Consider the following 18,867-nt stretch of genomic DNA (forward strand, 5'->3'; position numbering starts at 1 on the left):
TTTTCTTGAGTATAGGCCTCCTTTTCAAATGAAATACGACGGTACGCTTTATTCCAATTTCTTAGTCTAATCCATCTAATTAAAAACTCAACAACATAAAATATGTAAAACGGAAATACCAGCATTTCTAACTGTTGTCTTAAATGAATTCGTTCATGGTTAAGCAAAGTCTCATTAGTTTTTAAGTAATTATATTTCAAAAAAACAAATGGAAAAATCGTTATCCCAACATATCCTTTTGGTACTAAATATTTAGAAATTAAAACCATATCTATTATCAATCAAAAATCTTTCCAATTTACATTATCTTTGTGATATGAAGAAGATAATTCCGGTCGAGGAAGGAGACTATTATTTAACACCCGAAGGCTACCGCTGTTTCACAGAACAATACCACTTAAAAAGAGGATATTGCTGTGAAAGTGGATGTAGACATTGCCCATACGGTTTTGATAAAAATACTTTAAAAAAAAAGTAATGCCAGCAACAACACTATCATTTAAAGATCAAATAAAAGAAGGGATACCTAATGTTTTACCAACACCCAAACCTTACGACCCTTCAATTAATCATGCACCAAAACGAAAAACAATTTTATCTGCTGAAGAAGAAAAACTAGCACTTAAAAATGCATTGCGCTATTTTGATTCATCTCATCACGATACATTATTACCCGAATTCAAAAACGAATTAGATAGCTACGGAAGAATTTACATGTACCGCTTACGTCCTGATTATAAAATGTATGCACGTCCTATCGAGGACTATCCTGCAAAATCAAAACAAGCAGCTGCAATTATGTTAATGATTCAAAACAATTTGGATTATGCTGTGGCACAACACCCTCACGAATTAATCACTTATGGAGGTAATGGTGCTGTTTTTTCTAATTGGGCACAATATAGGCTCACGATGAAATATTTGTCTGAAATGACAGACGAACAAACCTTAGTCATGTATTCTGGGCATCCAATGGGTTTATTCCCGAGTCACAGCGAAGCACCTAGAGTTGTTGTTACAAATGGTATGATGATTCCTAATTATTCTCAACCTGATGATTGGGAAAAATTTAATGCTTTGGGTGTCACTCAATATGGTCAAATGACTGCTGGAAGCTATATGTATATTGGCCCACAAGGAATTGTTCATGGTACAACTATTACTGTTTTAAATGGCTTCAGAAAGATAAAAAAAGAGCCTCAGGGACATCTTTTTGTAACTTCTGGTCTTGGAGGTATGTCTGGAGCACAACCGAAAGCAGGTAATATAGCTGGCTGTATAACCGTTTGTGCAGAGGTCAATCCAAAGATTACACAAGTACGTTTAGATCAAGGTTGGATTGATGTTAAGATTACAGATTTAGATGAATTAGTAACTCGTGTTAATAAAGCTAAAGCCGAAAAAGAAACTATATCTATAGCCTACCTTGGTAATATTGTAGACGTCTGGGAAAAATTTGATCAAGAACACATACATATCGATTTAGGAAGTGATCAAACATCTCTCCATAATCCTTGGTCTGGAGGCTATTACCCTGTTGACCTGTCGTTTGAGGATGCCAATGAAATGATGGCAGAAAACCCTGAATTATTCAAAACTAAAGTTCAAGAAAGTTTACGTAGACAGGCTAATGCTATTAACAAACATACAGCAAAAGGTACTTATTTTTTCGACTACGGAAATGCCTTTCTCTTAGAAGCATCTCGTGCTGGTGCAGATATTATGGCAGACAATGGTATAGATTTTAGATATCCGTCGTATGTTCAAGATATTATGGGTCCTATGTGCTTTGACTATGGCTTTGGACCATTTAGATGGGTTTGTGCTTCAGGAAAACCTGAAGACTTAGAAAAAACAGACACCATTGCTTGTAATGTTCTTGAAGAGATTAAGAAAAATTCTCCTGAAGAAATACAGCAACAAATGGCTGATAATATCCAATGGATTAAAGGCGCTCAAGACAACAAACTAGTCGTAGGTTCTCAAGCTCGAATTCTATATGCAGATGCTGAAGGACGTATGAAAATAGCTGAAGCGTTTAACGATGCTATTTATAAAGGTGATATAGGAACGGTTGTTTTAGGCCGTGATCACCATGATGTCTCTGGAACAGATTCACCATATCGTGAAACAAGTAATATTTATGATGGTTCGAGATTTACGGCAGATATGGCCATTCACAACGTTATTGGAGATAGCTTTAGAGGAGCTACTTGGGTAAGTATTCACAATGGTGGAGGCGTTGGATGGGGAGAAGTTATTAACGGAGGATTTGGTATGGTTCTTGATGGTACTAAAGAAGCATCAACACGTTTAAAACGTATGCTTTTTTGGGATGTTAATAATGGAATTGCTAGACGAAGCTGGGCAAGAAATGACGAAGCCATTTTTGCCATTAAACGTGCTATGCAATCTGAACCAAATTTAAAAGTAACATTACCTAACAAAGTTGATGATGATCTATTAAACTCGTTATAACCATTTAATAAAAAAAAGAATTATGAAAAAACTACTCAAATTATTACCAATCGTGATGGTAACATTGGTTATCACATCTTGTAGCACAGTAAGAGTTGCATCAGATTACGATAAAAATGCAGATTTTAATAATTACAAAACATTCGCGTTTTTTAAGACTGGAATTGACAAAGCAGAAATTAGTGATCTGGACAAACGCAGAATCCTAAGAGCGATTGAAACTGAATTATTAGCGCAAGGCTACACCAAATCTGAAAATCCAGATCTATTGGTAAGTATTTTTACCAAATCTGAACAACGTATCAATGTTTATAATAATGCCTGGGGCTGGGGAGCTTGGGGCTGGGGAGGCTGGGGAGGCTTCGGACCTGGTTGGGGCTGGGGTTGGAACCAACCATCAGTATCTACTAGAACTCAAGGTGCTCTATATGTCGATCTAATAGATGCCAACAAAAAGGAATTGGTATGGCAAGGAAAAGGAACTGGACTTTTAACACAAAGAAGTGTTGAAAAGAAAGAAGAAAAAATCAAAGAATTTGTGACAAAGATTATGCAAGCATATCCACCGCAAATTGCACAATAAATCTTATCTTAATAAGACTATAAAGCACCAGTAGATTTCTCTGGTGCTTTTTTTATGTGTTTATACCAGTACATTTTCTGCTTCATTTCTAAAAGCCTATCTTTGCCGACTTTTAAGTGCAAGAATTATGATATTAGGTCAAACAACTCGAAAAAACTTTACGCAAAACCCAAAGAATGATATTCTTTCAGGTTTAACAGTAGCTCTAGCCTTAGTGCCAGAAGCTGTAGCCTTTGCTTTTGTCGCAGGTATTCCTCCATTAGTTGGACTATATGGTGCTTTTATGATGGGAATCGTAACTGCTCTTTTTGGTGGTAGACCAGGTATGATTTCTGGCGCAACTGGTGCCATGGCTGTTGTTATGGTGCATCTTATACAAAAAGGAAATGAAGCTGGTCTTAGTCTAGAAACACCTATTGAAAATCTTGGTTTACAATGGTTATTTATAACTCTCCTACTTGTTGGAGGAATTCAGGTTTTAGCTGGAATCTTTAAATTAGGAAAGTTTGTTCGTCTGATTCCACATCCAGTTATGATGGGATTTGTTAATGGTTTAGCCATAGTTATTTTTATTTCTCAATTAGGCATGTTTCCTAATGCTGTTCCGCAAGATATTTCTATTGTAAATAATACCTCAGAATGGTTTTCAGCATTGTTTTCAAATGCCGTATTTTGGAAAATGATGGCTTTTATAGGCTTAACAATGGGTATTATGTTTGGTCTTCCTAAACTTACCAAAAAGGTTCCTGCTGCGTTAGTAGCAATTATTGTTGTGGCTTGTATTACCATTTTTGGAGGTATAGAAATGAGTACTGTTGGGTCTTTCATAGTAGAAAAAGGTGGTGAAGGATTAGAAGGTAGCTTACCTAGTTTTCAAGATCAAATCTTTGGTTTGTTTGGTACACTAGACGGTCATTTTATAAGTACAATTCTACCAACGGCCTTTGTACTTGCAGCTATAGGTCTTATCGAATCACTAATGACTTTGAACCTCATCGATGAAATCACTGAAACAAGAGGAAATGGTAATAGAGAATGTATCGCTCAAGGTGGTGCTAACATACTCAACGGATTCTTTGGAGGTATGGGAGGATGTGCCATGATTGGACAATCTATAATAAATGTAGATTCTGGTGGGCGTGGTCGCTTATCTGGAGCCGTTGCTGCTATAGCATTACTATGCTTTATTTTGTTTGGAGCTCCTTTAATTGAACAAATCCCAATTGCTGCTTTAGTTGGCGTAATGTTTATGGTTGTTATTGGAACATTTGCTTGGAGTAGCTTTAGAATTATTAGAAAAATTCCACTTTCTGATGCCATTGTTTTAATTGCTGTATCGGCTATTACTGTATGGAAAGATTTAGCTATTGCTGTCATTGCAGGTGTCATTATTTCTGCTTTGGTATTTGCTTGGAAGAATGCCACAATGATTAGGGCTCGTAAGCGTATTCAAGCAGATGGTACAAAAACATACGAAATTTGGGGACCATTATTCTTTGGTTCAATTCAGAACTTTAATGCCAAATTCGATATTAAAAACGATCCTAAACATATTGAAATTGATTTTGTAGAATCTAGAGTGAGTGATCATTCTGCTATTGAGGCTATTTTTAATTTAGTGAACAAGTATAAAGCCGAAGGTAAATCGATCAAATTAAAACATTTAAGTTCAGATTGTAAAATATTATTATACAAAGCCAGTCCGATATTTCAAGACGTCATTATAGAAGACATTGATGATCCAAGATATCATTTGGCAGCAGATCCAGAAAAGTTCACTAAACCACTTTCGGAATATAAAATGTAATAAAAAAGCGACCAATATTGGTCGCTTTTCATTTATTTTAAAAAGAGCTATCTATTTAGCAGCTGTCTTCTTTTTGTAAATGTCGTATTGCGCAGGTGTAAAAATTTGTTGTAATTTTTTATCAATATAAGCGCGCATTTTTTTCTTCTTAGTTTGTCGCTCTGTAGCATCTTCTATGCTAGCAATACCATTCATTTTTTTCTCTACTGCGGTAAACACATCGTGTAATTTTTCTTTTTGAGTCGCATCTAATTTAGCTTCACGCTCTAATAAGTTAATCACTTTCTGCGCACTTTTCTCAGCAGAATAATCAGAATTGGTTATTGCTGTATTTTGTTTCTTAGTTGTAGTTTGAGCAAATGACAATTGGCTACCAGCAAATAAAAAACAGGCGAAGCACAATAAAAGTAGTTGTTTTTTCATGATATTAGTTAATAAATTAAAGGCTCAATATACAAAGAATTTATTTGAAATTAATTCGTTTTAATAATTTAACAAGACTTCTATTTTAGCCTTTACCTTTTCCGTAGAAGGAATCATCGTTTGCTCTAAAGTCGAGTTTAATGGTATGGCTGGCATGTTTTCACTACCAATGGTCATGACTGGCGCATCTAAATATTTGAAGCATTCTTCTTGTATTTTTCCCGCAAGTGCTCTGGCAAAACTATTATTAGACGGTTCTTCTGTGACAACCAAACACTTTCCTGTTTTCTTAACAGAAGCCATGATCGTATCTTCATCTAAAGGATATAGAGTTCTTAGATCGATAATTTCAATTTGATCTCGCATATCTAATTCCCCTGAAGCATTATAAGCCCAATGCACACCCATTCCATAGGTAACAATCGTGCAAGTTTCAATGTCTTCTTGTTTCCAAATCTCTTGCAATACCCAAGCTTTTCCAAATGGCAATACATAGTCTTCAGAAGGCTCCACAGAAGTCGCTGTTAACGTACCTGGCACTTTAGACCAATACAAACCTTTATGCTCTAAGATCACTACAGGATTAGGATCGTAATAGGCTGCTTTCATCAGACCCTTTAAATCGGCTCCATTACTAGGATAAGCTATTTTAATACCTCGTATGTTGGTTATCACACTTTCTACTGAAGATGAATGGTAAGGGCCACCACTACCATAAGCACCAATAGGCACACGTAAAATCATACTTACAGGCCATTTTCCGTTAGAGAGGTAACAGCTACGGCTAACTTCGGTAAACAATTGATTTAATCCTGGCCAAATGTAATCGGCAAACTGAACCTCAACAATAGGCTTTAAGCCAACTGCACTCATTCCAACTGTAGATCCAACAATAAAAGCTTCTTGAATTGGCGTATTGAATACACGATCATCACCAAATTTTTGTGCTAGTGTTGCTGCTTCCCTAAATACACCTCCTAATCGTCCACCAACATCTTGTCCATAAAGCAAGCATTCTTTATGTTTTCTCATCAATTCTTCAACAGCAAATAAGGCGCAATCTACCATAACTACTTTATCAGCACCATCTGGCGTACGTTCACCTTTCTCTTCGGAAATTGGCGTAGGTGCAAAATCATGCGTAAACAAATCCTCAGGTTTAGGATCTTCAGCTTGTAGTGCTTTTTCAAAATCGGATTGCACTTTGGTTTTTGCAGTATTTTCTATTGCATCTATCTCTTTAGCTGTAAATCCATGATTTTCAAGTTGTTTCTTAAAAACTGGATAAGGATCACGAGATCGAGCCTCTTCTAAGTCATCTCGATACCATTCCATTCGAACACCTGATGTATGGTGATTTAGTAATGGAACTTTAGCGTGAACTAAAAATGGTCGACGTTCTTTACGTATGATCTTAATCACTTTTTCTATAGCTTCATAGCTTTCAGTAAAATTCGCACCATCTATAGAAATGGCATCTAAACCATGAAACCCTTGTGCGTACTCATAGGCATTTTGTGCTCTAGTTTCTGCTGCATTAGCCGAAATATCCCAACCATTATCTTGAACTAAATACAAAATAGGCATTTGCTTGAGCGCTGCCATTTGAAAAGCTTCGGCAATTTCGCCTTCGGTAACAGAAGCATCTCCCAAGCTGCACACCACCAATGGTGCATCTTTTAAAGATGCATCATTTAAACCCTGAAGTTCTTTATATTGCATTCCCATAGCAACACCTGTAGCAGGAATCGCCTGCATCCCTGTCGCAGAAGACTGATGTGGAATTTTTGGTTTATCGGTATCTTTTAAACTCGGGTGTGAATAATAGGTTCGCCCTCCAGAAAATGGATCCTCTTTTTTTGCTAATAATTGAAGCATGACATCATATGGTTCTAAACCAAATGACAACAACATGGCATCATCTCTATAATATGGAAAGGCATAATCCTGAGGTAATAACTGCATACCTAAAGCCGTCTGGATAGCTTCATGTCCTCTTGATGTTGCATGCACATATTTAGACACTTGTTTGAAATTAGCCTCGTATAACTCTGTCATTGCTTTGGCAGTGCACAGATTTGAAAATCCTTTTTGTAATATATTTTTATTCATAGTAATGCCTGAAAACACAGGTATTTCTTTTTCTATTTATATTTTTCGATCTACATCAAATTGCTCAAAATAATCAGCAACACGACGTACAAAACTTCCGCCTAAAAACCCATCAACTACACGATGATCAAACGATAATGACAAGTACATCATACTTCGAATAGCTATCTCATCACCTTTTTCTATGGTAATCACTTCTGGACGTTTTTTAATAATTCCTAAAGCAAGAATAGCCACTTCTGGTTGATTAATAATTGGTGTTCCCATGACGCTTCCAAAAGTTCCTACATTAGAAATAGTGAAGGTACTCCCTTGAATATCGTCAGCCTTTAAGTTGTTCTCTCTGGCTTTATTGGCAAGTTCATTAACATTTTCGGCTAATGCTTTCAAATCTTTTGTATCTGCATTTTTGACCACAGGAACAATTAAGTTCCCACTTGGTAATGCTGTGGCCATTCCAATGTTGATGTCCTCTTTAACGATAATAGTGTTGCCATCGACAGAGGCATTAATATTTGGAAAATCTTTAACAGCTTTAGCAACAGCTTCTACAAATAATGGTGTAAACGTAAGGCGCTCTCCATATTTTTCTTGAAATGCTTTTTTATTAGCATTTCGCCAATTTACCATATTAGTCAAATCGGCTTCAACATAAGCCGTAACATGAGGAGAAGTATGTTTTGAATACACCATATGATCTGCAATCATTTGACGCATACGATCCATTTCTATCACTTTTCCTTTTCCTTTATCAAAACTTAGTTGCGGAATACGGTAAGCTGTTGGGTCTTGTTGAGCAACTGGCTGTGCAAATTTGTACGGTCGCCCTTCTTCTATATACTGAAACACATCACTTTTACGTAATCGACCTTCATGACCTGTTGCAGGGATTCTAGCTAATTCTTCAAAGCTGATATGATGCTCCTTTGCCATTTTTATAATTAAAGGCGAGAAGAACGTATTAGAATTAGACACACTAAATTGTTCGGAAGAAGCTACTGGATCAAGCTTTGGCCGTTTTGGTGCTTTAGATCTCTCTGTTTTCCTTTGTTCAGGCTTCTGATCTTCTTTTTTAGATTGCTTTTTCGATACAGCAACATCTCCATCAGCTTTAATAATTGCAATAGTCTCCCCTATTTTAATGACCTCATTGGCATCAAATAAAATCTCTTCAATAACTCCAGAAACATTTGAAGGCACTTCAGAATCTACTTTATCTGTCGCAACTTCTAGAAGCATTTCATCTTCTTCAATGGTATCACCAACGCTTTTAAACCATGTGATAATAGCTGCTTCTGTAATACTTTCACCCAATTTAGGCATTTTAAATTCTACTTTTGACATCCTTATTTTTTCATAAAATCACGAAGTGTTTTATACACATCTTCCTGTATTTTCATATGTTTTGGCACCTCTCTTAAGGGCTCTACTTCTTTTAAACTCTCATGACAATCTGCTGGTAATTGCTGATATAATTGTGTGCCTTTTGTTTTCCACGCAATCATATCATCACTTATCTCTTTGATTACCTTTGCTGGATTACCAACTACTAAACTTCGCTTTGGAATTTTAGTTTCAGCCTTTACAAATGCCATGGCTCCAACAATACATTCGTCTCCAATTTCTGCATCATCCATAATAACAGTGTTCATACCTATAAGGCAATTTCTACCTAAGTTAGCACCATGAATAATAGCGCCATGACCAACATGCGCACTTTCTTTAAGAGTAATTGATTTTCCAGGAAACATATGTACAGTGCAGTTTTCTTGCACATTAACACCATCTTCTAGAATGATTTGTCCCCAATCACCTCGAATGGCAGCTCCAGGACCTATATAACAATTTTTACCAATAATCACATTACCAGTAACGGCAGCCAAAGGATGCACGAAACTACTTTCGTGGACCACTGGTATAAATCCTTTAAAACTGTAAATCATTATTATTTAAACCCTTTAAGTTTTTCTTTTGTAAAATCACTCAAGACTAAACGACCACTTGTTTGCGCGCGTTCTGCTAAAAGTTCATCCCAGTCATCAGTACCTTTCCAAAATACTTTCTTCATTTCCGTCATAGCTTCGGTATTGTAAGTACATAAATGCTCAGCAGTAGCTTTAACAGCTTCATCAAGCTCTTCGGTACTTTCAAATATATGTGTAAAAAGGCCTTTTTGTTTAGCCCATTCTGCAGGATAAAACGAATTGGCGTCAATAGCAATTTGAGACATTGCGCTCAATCCCATTTTACGTTCTATGGCTGGGCCAACTACAAATGGTCCAATACCTATATTCAATTCACTTAGCTTAATAGCAGCGAATTTTGTTCCCATGCAATAATCGGTCGAAGCCGCTAAACCAACACCCCCTCCAACAGTTTTGCCTTGGATTCGTCCTATAATAAACTTTGGACATTTTCTCATGGCATTAATCACATTGGCAAAACCTGAGAAAAATACTTTCCCAGTTGCAGCATCATTAATATTGATGAGCTCTTTAAAGCTTGCTCCTGCACAAAACGTTCTATCTCCTCCACTTTTTAGAACAATAACTTTAATAGCATCATTTTGGCCAGCATCAGTAATTGTTTGTGCCAGTTTTGCTAATATATCTCCAGGTAGAGAATTGTGAGCAGGATGAAAAAATTCGATATATCCTACTTCGTTTTCTATAGTTTGCTTAACGTATGGTTGTGTCATAATTTATAGTAATCCAAATTGTTCAAAGTGGTGATTTAAATGTTTTCTTTCCATTAAATACCACTCATATTTATTTAATTCTCCAAATACCATATTGTTTAATTTGGCTTCTGGGTTCTCTTTGAAATAATTTAAGTAAGCTTCTCTTTGATTATTAAGCTTCTCAATTGCTATAGCTAAATTTTCATGTTTTAAAGTATCTAACGTATCCTTTTCGAGTAATGGGAAATTTGAATTCTTTGGAAACTTCCTGTAATTATATAAACTGTTCTTTACTTTCTCAAGGATTTTTTCGGGAGTGGCAACTTCAAAATCTTGAATATCGCCAGAAGCAATTTTGTAGGTATACTCTAAATGCTCAATCATGTGTTGAGGCGTCATAATTCCCCATTGTGGTTTTGTATCTTCAGTAAGCTTACTCAAACATTCAGCTATTTTGTCATCAGTCATTTCAACAAAGGTCTCTTGTCTTTTCTGAACCATGGTTAAAATAGTTGCAACGGCAACTAAAGGACTATCTTTTTCGTTTTTTTGACTCTCAGGCCGATTTTCAAAATTGGCATCAAACACTTCAACATGCCATTTTACAATACCACTTGGGTGTTCTGCTGAAGCCACATCTCGATCTACCTTTTCCTTACAAGTTAATCGCACATAGATAGTATCGTTATGATACAGCGGTCGTAAAAACCTAATACTATCTAAACCATAATTTGCTGCAACTGGTCCTTTATTTGGATATACAAAAAGTCCTGCTGCTGCAGAAATAATGAAATAGCCATGAGCCGTTCTTTTTTCAAAAATACTTCCATCCAAAGACGTAATATCTGTATGCGCATAGAAATGATCCCAAGTAAGGTTTGCGAAGTTGATGATGTCAGTATCAGTGAAGGTACGTTTATGTGTTTTAAGCGACATTCCAGGTTGGATATCTTCCCAATGGTACTTAAACGGATGCTGTTCAGCTTCCTTATACTTTGCATTTTGCTGATAAATTCCTGTGATTTCTGTTATTGTTGTTGGTGAGCCTTGAATGGCAGTACGTTGTAAATAGTGCTTAATACCTCGCATTCCTCCCATTTCTTCACCTCCACCTGCGCGTCCAGGACCTCCATGAACTAAATATGGTAATGGCGAGCCATGACCAGTACTTTCTTTAGCACTTTCACGATTGAGTACTAATATTCTTCCATGGTGACTTGCCGCATTTACAACATAGTCTTTTGCAATTTTATCATCATTAGTAGCAATTGAAGACACCAAAGATCCTTTACCCATTTGAGCTAATGTAACTGCTTCTTCTAAATTCTTGTATGGCATGATGGTACTTACTGGTCCGAAAGCCTCACGCTCATGAATGATTGTATTTTGAAACGGATGATCTGCTCTTAATAAAATAGGACTAATAAAAGCGCCTTTTTTAGCATCAGCACCAACAGTTTCGATAGTATCCAAATCACCATATACAATTTGTGCTTCTTTAGCCAAATCGTTTACAGAATCTCTTACAGCTTGGACTTGTTGTCGACTCACAAGCGACCCCATTCTCACTTCTTTCAACCTCGGATCTCCAATAGTGACTTTATCTAATGCTTTTCCTAATGAGATTTGAACATCTTCAACTAAATTCTCAGGTACGATAATTCGTCTAATCGCCGTACATTTTTGTCCAGCTTTCACTGTCATTTCTTTACGAACTTCTTTAATAAACAAGTCGAATTCTGGTGTTCCAGGAATTGCATCTTCACCTAAAATAGAAGCATTCAATGAATCGGCTTCCATAGTGAATGGCACAGATTCTTGTATTAATCTTGGATGCGCCTTAAGCAAGCGTCCAGTAGCTGCTGAACCTGTAAATGTAACTACATCTTGAGATTCTACAGTATCTAAAATAGTTTTTACAGTACCATTAATAATTTGAAGGGCTCCTTCAGGTAAAATTCCTGAATTGATAATTTCTCTTGCGACAGCTTCAGCTAAATAAGAAGATGAAGGTGCAGGTAATACAACCGCTGGCACTCCTGCCATCCAATTTACTGCACACTTTTCTAACATACCCCAAACTGGGAAGTTAAAGGCATTAATATGTACGGCCACACCTTTTTTAGGTACCATGATATGGTGTGCCATAAAGCGTCCACCACGTGAAAGATCTATTGGGTCACCTTCAACATGATACGGCTGATTAGGAAATAATTTTCTTAAAGATGCATTAGCAAATAAGTTTCCAAACCCTCCTTCTATATCTATCCAACTATCTACTTTTGTTGCTCCAGTACGATAACTTAACTCATAAAATGCTTCTTTTCTTTTAGTAAGATACAATGCTAATTTTTTCAGCATATTTCCTCGTTCTTGAAAGGTCATTTTACGCAGTTGTTCGCCTCCTTTGGTTCTTCCGTAGTTTAGAATTTCTGGGATATCCAATCCTTCAATTGCAACACTAGTGAATGCCTCACCAGTAATAGCATCATGAATTGGTGTACCCTCTTCTTTTCCTGTTGTCCAAGTGCCTTGGACATAATGTTGTATTTTTTCCATTATAACTCGTTAAGCCATTATTCTTAATATTCTTCCTGTAATTTTCCCTTCAATAGATTTTACATAACCATCAACAATTTTATGCATTGGTACTGGTGTATTTCCGGGAAAATAGTCCTTATATTTTTCAAATGAATCTTCTACCAAATCAGAGCACACTACATTGATACGCTTTCCTTGGTTCAACTCTAAAGCCACAGCTTTAACAAAACTATTAATAGCACCATTTACCATTGCTGCACTAGTGGTCATATCTACGGGGTCATCGGCTAAAATTCCCGTGGACAAGGTTATAGATCCATTTGAATTCAAATAGTCCTTGCCAATTCTTACCACATTAACCTGTCCCATCATTTTGCTTTTGATTCCTATATAAAAATCGTCTTCGGAAAGGTTATCTAACTTATCCCACTTAGCATCTCCTGCAATAGCTACAATAGCATCTAATTGTCCTACAGACTCAAACATAGCTTTTATAGATTCTGAATCTGAAAAATCGACAGTTACATCACCAGAAGTTCTACCAGCGATTAATACTTCATGTTTTTGAGTTAAGCGTTCACTTACCTTTTTACCAATTGTTCCGTGTCCTCCTATAATTAAAATTTTCATTTTGGTTCAAAATTTGAATCTTCACAAACACATCTTACCGCAAATCTTCTATTTTTCTTTGGTTTTTTGTGTGTATGCGTATGTCTAAATAATTGTAAATTTCCTTTATCACTTTCATACATATGAGCATGATATGCATCTTCAGAATTATCATTGAAAATCCACATATTAAAGCTAGACTTTGACAATTTCTTTTTTTTATGCAAAAAGCCAGTCTTTCTGAATTTAAAACCCTTAGGATGCTCTTTATTAATATTATCCCAGTTGTAATTTAATTCAGCTATCCCATGCACTTCTTCTTCAGAAATTTGATTAAGAAAAACATCAAATTCCTTTAGATTTGGCAACCTCCATCCTTTTGGACAAACTTTAACTGCATCTTCATAATAGTATAAACGACTTTTTGAAAAAGCTTCATTTTTAGAATCAAAATAGTCACTTGTTGGTGTTTTAAAATCTAGATCTTGATTGAACCACCATAATTTGTCTATTTTGATTAACTCGTATTTTTTATCATTTCTAGTATCTAAATAAAAGTTAGTTTTTGTCGGTACTTTGAGCTCGACAATTACTTCATCTTCTACTATATCACTAGCTGACACTTTTAGTTTTATAACTAAAAGAAATACGATTACTATAAAAAAAGTGTTTATCCACTTCATCTAAACTCGTTCTATAATAGCTGCATATCCTTGACCAACACCAATACACATAGTAATTAGAGCATATTTCTTTTGTTGTTCATGTAACTCTAAAGCTGCTGAGTAAGCGATTCTTGCTCCTGTAACTCCAAGCGGGTGTCCAATAGCAATCGAACCTCCGTTTGGATTTAATCGCGGATCATCATCTGCCAATCCCCATGCTCTTGTGCATGCGAGCGCTTGAGCTGCAAAGGCTTCATTTAATTCTATAACATCTATATCATCCATGGTTAATCCAGCTTTTTCCAACGCCTTGTTTGACGCTTGTACTGGACCAATTCCCATAATTCTTGGTTCTACACCTACCACAGCAGAACTTACAATTCTTGCCAATGGTTTTAGATTATACTTTTTAACTGCATCCTCTGAAGCAATAATTGTAGCAGCTGCACCATCGTTTAATCCTGAAGAGTTTCCAGCGGTTACACTTCCACCTTCTTTTTTAAAGGCTGCTCTTAATTTCCCTAAAACTTCCAGTGATGTATTAGGTTTCACAAATTCATCCTTTGAAAATAGAATTGGATCTTTTTTACGCTGTGGAATTTCTACCGTTACGATTTCTTTTGCTAATCGACCATTTTCTTGAGCTTTTGATGCTTTCATTTGACTCCAATAGGCAAATTGATCTTGATCTTCTCGTGAAATATTATATTTTTCTACTAAATTTTCAGCGGTATTTCCCATGCCATCTGTTCCGTACATTTTATGCATTTTGGGATTGATAAAACGCCATCCAAATGTAGAATCATACATTTTAGAATCACCTCCAAATCCAGTTGATGGTTTTGCAATCACGTATGGACCACGCGTCATATTTTCGACACCACCAGAGATAAATAAATCGCCATCACCAGCTTTTATAGCGCGATTGGCGTGAATAATGGCAGATAATCCTGAACTGCATAAACGATTAACTGTCTCTCCTGGGACTGTAAATGGTAATCCTGCTAATAATGATGCCATTCGTGCCACGTTACGATTGTCTTCTCCTGCTTGGTTAGCACATCCCATTATCACATCGTCATAAGCTTCTTTGGGAATATTAGGGTTACGTTTAACGACTTCTGAAATCACTAAAGCTCCTAAATCGTCTGTTCGAACAGCAGATAGAGTTCCTTTATAATTTCCTATTGGTGTACGAACACCATCAATGATATATGCTTCTTTCATGTAGTTTTATCTTTATTCTTTCTCGACAAGTTTAGCCGATTTTATTGCTTTTTCACCATGCTTTTTAAAGGTCGCATCTTGATTTGACTCATAAAACGCAGTCACCATAATACTAGCTTCGTCATTATGCTCCTTGGCAAACATAAGTATATAGAATGTTTGACCTTCACGTTCCATGGATTGCTTTAAAAACAGGATGCGTTTATCACCATCTTTAAGCTCTCCTTTGTCAAGCGTTTCTGTGCCTTCTTTTGATAATTCATTTTTTAAATCTTTCTCTAGCTTTTCAAAAGACGATGGGACAAGCATAGCAACTATTCCTGATTTTTGATCTTCAGTAAAATGAGAATTCCCTTGAGACATAGTAAAAATACTTTTATCGACATCCATCTCAATAACAGAATTGAATAACATGTTAAAGTCTTCTTTAATCTCGATTTCTTCTTCTACAACGTCATCTTCTTGTGTAAATCCGATACTTGTAAATAACATTGCAACAATTACAATGAGGTACTTTGTGTTTAATTTAATCATGTGTCCAATCTTTTTGAGTTCTATATACAATGCCTTTAAATAAGGCTACTAATTCTTCTCCGCGTTTTACTTCTATAATATTGAAGCCTAATTTATTGTTTACTTTTTCTATAACCGATTCTGCAACCAAATAATCCCCTTCATCTAAGGCTTCTATGTGATTAATACTCGTTTCAATAGATACGGCATATTTACCATGGGTATTGGCTGCAAAACCAAATGCAGTATCTGCTAGTGAATAGCTAATACCTCCATGTGCTTTATTCATACTATTAAGCATTTCTTTACGAATAGTCATTGCAACTTTGCAACGGCCAATTTCACATTCTAAAATCTCAATGCCTAGCCATTGACTGTAGGCATCTTGACTTAGCATTTTATATGGAATTTGTTCTCCTTTCATTTAAAAGAACGTTTTATTCTCTCTATTCATTTTACGCAATAACGGACTGCATCTATATCTATCTTCATGGTACTCATTATACAATTCATCTAGTTTAGACACACACCAATCAATTCCTTTTTCATCTGCCCAAGTCAATAAACCTTTAGGATAGTTCACTCCTTTAGTCATGGCATTGTCTATATCTTCTGCCGATGCTATATTTAAAAACAAAGCGTCTGCTGCTTCATTGATGAGCATCACTAAAACACGATCAAATATATGTTGTCCCAATGCCTTATCTTCTATTGGGTTTGGTTTGGTGGCACCTTCAGCGTAATCATAATACCCTTTACCAGATTTTCTACCTAAATAGCCTGCTTCAGCAAATCGTTTTTGTGTAAACGCTGGTTTATATCTCGGATCAAAATAGAACGCTGTAAATACCGTTTCGGTCACTGTATAGTTAACATCATTACCAATAAAATCCATCAATTCAAATGGTCCCATTCTGAAGCCACCTAAAGTTTTCAAACTCCAATCAATCGTTGCAAAATCGGCAATACCTTCTTCATAGATTCTAAGTGATTCACCATAAAATGGTCTCGCCACTCGATTTACAATAAATCCTGGTGTGTCTTTAGCAACAGCAACTACTTTTTTCCATTCGGAAATCGTCTGTACCGAAGTCTCTAAAACTTCTTTAGATGTTTGAATCGCTGGAATAACCTCAACTAATTTCATTAAAGGTGCTGGGTTAAAAAAATGGATACCTATACAACGCTCAGGTTTTTCTAAAGATGCTGCAATTGAAGCAATTGATAAACTAGAGGTATTTGACGCGATGATACAATCATTGGCCACATAACTTTCTAATTCTGAAAACACCTTTTTCTTGATCTCCAAATTTTCGATAATGGCTTCAATTGTTAAATTTGAATCTGACAATGCTTTTAAACTACCTACATAAGAGATATTAGATTGAATTCGTTCTTTTTCAACAGTATCGATACGTCCTTTTTCGATTAGACGTAATAATATTTTTTCTAGAGCGGCTTTGGCTTTATCTAAAGCAACTTGATTGGTATCGTATAATTTAACTTGACAACCAGCGGTTGCAGCAACTTGTGCGATGCCGCTTCCCATGGTTCCACTTCCTATGATTCCTACGTTCATATTATTTCCCTTTGAATTCTGGTTTACGTTTTTCAATAAATGCAGCTACACCTTCTGCATAATCTTCACTCTGTGCCGCTTCTATTTGTAATTTTGACTCAAGCGCTAATTGTTCTTTTAATGTATTGGTCATGGATTGATTAAATAACTCTTTAATAAATCCTAAAGCTTTGGTTGGCATATGAGCTAGTTTATAAGCCAGTTTATTTACGTCATCTTCAAAGTTCTCTAAAGGCATAACTTTGTAAATCATCCCTAGACGTTCTGCCTCTACAGCAGACACTTTATCGCCTAGCATGGCCAAAGCTGATGCTTTTTGGAATCCGATTAATCGCGGTAAAAAGTAAGTTCCCGCACTATCAGGAACCAAACCAATTAGGCTAAATGCTTGAATAAAACTTACGTTCTCATGGGCTACAACAATATCACAGGCTAAAGCAATATTTGCTCCTGCTCCTGCTGCCACACCATTTACTGCAGCAATAATTGGTTTTTTAATTTCACGTATTCTAGTAATGATTGGATTGTAATGTTCTTCGAGAATCTTTTTAAACCCTGGATTTAATTCGGGATCTGTGACTTCTTTTAGGTCTTGACCTGCACAAAATGCTTTTCCGTTACCAGAAAGTACAATGGCCCTCACTTGGTCATTAGTTTCACAGTCGTCCATTATAGATTGCAAGCTCAATGCCATCTCACGATTGAAACTATTAAATACTTCTGGTCTATTGAACGTGATGTACGCAACCATGTTTTCAATTCTTAGTTGTATCGAATTACTCATACCTTATATTTTTCTCTCTTTTCTTTTTTCCATTGATGAAAAAGAAACAAAAAATCTAGACTAACTAAACCTTGACTAAATTTTTCTTTTGAATTCAAATTTTACGTCAACCTTTAGTAGGTCAATTATTATATTTCTGACCATTTTCGCGTTAGCGATTGAACGGTTTGTTTGAGCTCCTTGCAAAGAGCGAGTAGTGAAAGCGCGACCTTTGGGTAACGCCATAAATAAACTTTCACTATTTCTTGATGAGATCCTAAATAAAATTCAGGATGACAACAAGCTGTCACTTTAAACATTTAAAATAGTCGAATGGTTCTTGGCAATCCTCACACTGAAATTGTGCTTTACATGCTGTAGAACCAAACTGACTAACCAATCGTGTATTTTGCGAACCACAATTGGTGCACTTTACAATTCGTTTTCCATGGAGTAAGACATCTTTATCGGCTTCAGCCTCCAAAGGTGCTGCTATACCATAGTCTTCTAGTGCTTTTCGGCCTCTTGGTGTAATCCAATCGGTCGTCCAAGCAGGATGTAAAATCAAATCAACTTGAGATTCGTAACCTGCCTCTTTTAATGCTTTTTTAATATCATCTCCAATCACATCCATTGCAGGACAGCCACTATAAGTTGGTGTGATTTCTACTTTTACACTATTATTAATAATCACAGCAGAACGTACAACTCCCATATCCATAATAGATAATACTGGAATTTCAGGATCTGAGACCTGCTCTAGTATTGGGATTAACGTTTCGTCTATATGTTGTTCTGTTGCGGTCATGTTTTTGAACTATTTCTGCTAACGCAGCAATATGTTTTGAACTATTTCTGCTAACGCAGCAATATGTTTTGAACTATTT

At 36.1% G+C, this 18,867-nt stretch carries 18 protein-coding genes; 4 read left to right on the forward strand and 14 right to left on the reverse strand.

Features of this window, described 5'->3' with window-relative positions; genetic code table 11:
- The first annotated feature begins 316 nt into the window (after positions 1 to 316).
- The 4 genes from Q0783_RS17890 to Q0783_RS17905 all read left to right on the forward strand — a co-directional run bounded on the left by Q0783_RS17890 (position 317) and on the right by Q0783_RS17905 (position 4,868).
- Positions 317 to 478, forward strand: coding sequence for a DUF5522 domain-containing protein (locus Q0783_RS17890; RefSeq protein ID WP_230936996.1), 162 nt, complete (start codon positions 317 to 319; stop codon positions 476 to 478).
- On the forward strand, positions 478 to 2,478 hold the full coding sequence (locus Q0783_RS17895; protein WP_298897436.1) for a urocanate hydratase: 2,001 nt from the start codon (positions 478 to 480) through the stop codon (positions 2,476 to 2,478). The genes Q0783_RS17890 and Q0783_RS17895 overlap by 1 nt, the downstream gene beginning before the upstream one ends.
- Positions 2,479 to 2,500: 22 nt before the next feature.
- On the forward strand, positions 2,501 to 3,061 hold the full coding sequence (locus Q0783_RS17900) for a DUF4136 domain-containing protein (protein WP_230936998.1): 561 nt from the start codon (positions 2,501 to 2,503) through the stop codon (positions 3,059 to 3,061).
- A gap of 127 nt (positions 3,062 to 3,188) precedes the next feature.
- Positions 3,189 to 4,868: a SulP family inorganic anion transporter gene (locus Q0783_RS17905; protein WP_298897439.1), complete on the forward strand. Its 1,680-nt coding sequence runs from the start codon at positions 3,189 to 3,191 to the stop codon at positions 4,866 to 4,868.
- Between the two features lie 51 nt (positions 4,869 to 4,919).
- Here the strand turns inward: Q0783_RS17905 and Q0783_RS17910 are convergent, their stop codons facing one another.
- The 14 genes from Q0783_RS17910 to paaD form a co-directional block, all read right to left on the reverse strand.
- Entirely contained in the window at positions 4,920 to 5,291 is a 372-nt protein-coding gene (locus Q0783_RS17910; protein WP_298897441.1) for a hypothetical protein, read from the reverse strand.
- A gap of 60 nt (positions 5,292 to 5,351) precedes the next feature.
- The gene (locus Q0783_RS17915) at positions 5,352 to 7,403 is read right to left on the reverse strand and encodes a thiamine pyrophosphate-dependent enzyme (protein WP_298897443.1); all 2,052 of its coding nucleotides are present in this window, start codon (positions 7,401 to 7,403) and stop codon (positions 5,352 to 5,354) included.
- Positions 7,404 to 7,439: 36 nt separating this feature from the next.
- Entirely contained in the window at positions 7,440 to 8,747 is a 1,308-nt protein-coding gene (locus tag Q0783_RS17920; RefSeq protein ID WP_298897445.1) for a dihydrolipoamide acetyltransferase family protein, read from the reverse strand.
- A 2-nt stretch (positions 8,748 to 8,749) separates the two neighbouring features.
- Entirely contained in the window at positions 8,750 to 9,346 is a 597-nt protein-coding gene (locus tag Q0783_RS17925; protein ID WP_298897447.1) for a transferase hexapeptide repeat family protein, read from the reverse strand.
- A 2-nt stretch (positions 9,347 to 9,348) separates the two neighbouring features.
- Positions 9,349 to 10,101 carry an enoyl-CoA hydratase/isomerase family protein gene (locus tag Q0783_RS17930; protein ID WP_298897449.1) on the reverse strand — a complete coding sequence of 251 codons (753 nt, stop codon included), beginning with the start codon at positions 10,099 to 10,101 and terminating at the stop codon, positions 9,349 to 9,351.
- 3 nt (positions 10,102 to 10,104) lie between these two features.
- Positions 10,105 to 12,642 carry a phenylacetic acid degradation bifunctional protein PaaZ gene (gene paaZ / locus Q0783_RS17935; protein ID WP_298897451.1) on the reverse strand — a complete coding sequence of 846 codons (2,538 nt, stop codon included), beginning with the start codon at positions 12,640 to 12,642 and terminating at the stop codon, positions 10,105 to 10,107.
- Positions 12,643 to 12,651: 9 nt separating this feature from the next.
- Positions 12,652 to 13,254 carry a short chain dehydrogenase gene (locus tag Q0783_RS17940; RefSeq protein ID WP_298897452.1) on the reverse strand — a complete coding sequence of 201 codons (603 nt, stop codon included), beginning with the start codon at positions 13,252 to 13,254 and terminating at the stop codon, positions 12,652 to 12,654.
- Complete coding sequence (locus tag Q0783_RS17945) at positions 13,251 to 13,916, reverse strand: FISUMP domain-containing protein (protein WP_298897454.1); 666 nt, start codon at positions 13,914 to 13,916, stop codon at positions 13,251 to 13,253. Before Q0783_RS17945 ends, Q0783_RS17940 begins: the two co-directional genes overlap by 4 nt.
- The gene (pcaF, locus tag Q0783_RS17950; protein WP_298897456.1) at positions 13,917 to 15,125 is read right to left on the reverse strand and encodes a 3-oxoadipyl-CoA thiolase; all 1,209 of its coding nucleotides are present in this window, start codon (positions 15,123 to 15,125) and stop codon (positions 13,917 to 13,919) included.
- A 12-nt stretch (positions 15,126 to 15,137) separates the two neighbouring features.
- Entirely contained in the window at positions 15,138 to 15,659 is a 522-nt protein-coding gene (locus tag Q0783_RS17955) for a hypothetical protein (RefSeq protein WP_298897460.1), read from the reverse strand.
- On the reverse strand, positions 15,652 to 16,062 hold the full coding sequence (locus tag Q0783_RS17960; protein ID WP_230937011.1) for a hotdog fold thioesterase: 411 nt from the start codon (positions 16,060 to 16,062) through the stop codon (positions 15,652 to 15,654). Before Q0783_RS17960 ends, Q0783_RS17955 begins: the two co-directional genes overlap by 8 nt.
- Positions 16,063 to 17,217 carry a 3-hydroxyacyl-CoA dehydrogenase NAD-binding domain-containing protein gene (locus Q0783_RS17965; protein WP_298897462.1) on the reverse strand — a complete coding sequence of 385 codons (1,155 nt, stop codon included), beginning with the start codon at positions 17,215 to 17,217 and terminating at the stop codon, positions 16,063 to 16,065. It lies immediately after the preceding gene.
- Between the two features lies 1 nt (position 17,218).
- The gene (locus Q0783_RS17970) at positions 17,219 to 18,001 is read right to left on the reverse strand and encodes an enoyl-CoA hydratase-related protein (RefSeq protein WP_298897464.1); all 783 of its coding nucleotides are present in this window, start codon (positions 17,999 to 18,001) and stop codon (positions 17,219 to 17,221) included.
- 286 nt (positions 18,002 to 18,287) lie between these two features.
- A complete protein-coding gene (gene paaD / locus Q0783_RS17975; RefSeq protein ID WP_298897467.1) occupies positions 18,288 to 18,788 on the reverse strand; it encodes a 1,2-phenylacetyl-CoA epoxidase subunit PaaD in 501 nt (166 codons plus the stop codon).
- Between the last annotated feature and the right edge of the window lie 79 nt (positions 18,789 to 18,867).

Origin of the sequence: uncultured Psychroserpens sp. (assembly GCF_947500255.1) — a bacterium.
Lineage (GTDB): Bacteria > Bacteroidota > Bacteroidia > Flavobacteriales > Flavobacteriaceae > Psychroserpens.

Bases quoted from the DNA above. Each gene is read 5' to 3' on its own strand.
- Q0783_RS17890 (WP_230936996.1), top strand. From the start codon at position 317: ATGAAGAAGATAATTCCGGTCGAGGAAGGAGACTATTATTTAACACCC.
- Q0783_RS17895 (WP_298897436.1), top strand. From the start codon at position 478: ATGCCAGCAACAACACTATCATTTAAAGATCAAATAAAAGAAGGGATA.
- Q0783_RS17900 (WP_230936998.1), top strand. From the start codon at position 2,501: ATGAAAAAACTACTCAAATTATTACCAATCGTGATGGTAACATTGGTT.
- Q0783_RS17905 (WP_298897439.1), top strand. From the start codon at position 3,189: ATGATATTAGGTCAAACAACTCGAAAAAACTTTACGCAAAACCCAAAG.
- Q0783_RS17910 (WP_298897441.1), bottom strand. From the start codon at position 5,291: ATGAAAAAACAACTACTTTTATTGTGCTTCGCCTGTTTTTTATTTGCT.
- Q0783_RS17915 (WP_298897443.1), bottom strand. From the start codon at position 7,403: ATGAATAAAAATATATTACAAAAAGGATTTTCAAATCTGTGCACTGCC.
- Q0783_RS17920 (WP_298897445.1), bottom strand. From the start codon at position 8,747: ATGTCAAAAGTAGAATTTAAAATGCCTAAATTGGGTGAAAGTATTACA.
- Q0783_RS17925 (WP_298897447.1), bottom strand. From the start codon at position 9,346: ATGATTTACAGTTTTAAAGGATTTATACCAGTGGTCCACGAAAGTAGT.
- Q0783_RS17930 (WP_298897449.1), bottom strand. From the start codon at position 10,101: ATGACACAACCATACGTTAAGCAAACTATAGAAAACGAAGTAGGATAT.
- paaZ (WP_298897451.1), bottom strand. From the start codon at position 12,642: ATGGAAAAAATACAACATTATGTCCAAGGCACTTGGACAACAGGAAAA.
- Q0783_RS17940 (WP_298897452.1), bottom strand. From the start codon at position 13,254: ATGAAAATTTTAATTATAGGAGGACACGGAACAATTGGTAAAAAGGTA.
- Q0783_RS17945 (WP_298897454.1), bottom strand. From the start codon at position 13,916: ATGAAGTGGATAAACACTTTTTTTATAGTAATCGTATTTCTTTTAGTT.
- pcaF (WP_298897456.1), bottom strand. From the start codon at position 15,125: ATGAAAGAAGCATATATCATTGATGGTGTTCGTACACCAATAGGAAAT.
- Q0783_RS17955 (WP_298897460.1), bottom strand. From the start codon at position 15,659: ATGATTAAATTAAACACAAAGTACCTCATTGTAATTGTTGCAATGTTA.
- Q0783_RS17960 (WP_230937011.1), bottom strand. From the start codon at position 16,062: ATGAAAGGAGAACAAATTCCATATAAAATGCTAAGTCAAGATGCCTAC.
- Q0783_RS17965 (WP_298897462.1), bottom strand. From the start codon at position 17,217: ATGAACGTAGGAATCATAGGAAGTGGAACCATGGGAAGCGGCATCGCA.
- Q0783_RS17970 (WP_298897464.1), bottom strand. From the start codon at position 18,001: ATGAGTAATTCGATACAACTAAGAATTGAAAACATGGTTGCGTACATC.
- paaD (WP_298897467.1), bottom strand. From the start codon at position 18,788: ATGACCGCAACAGAACAACATATAGACGAAACGTTAATCCCAATACTA.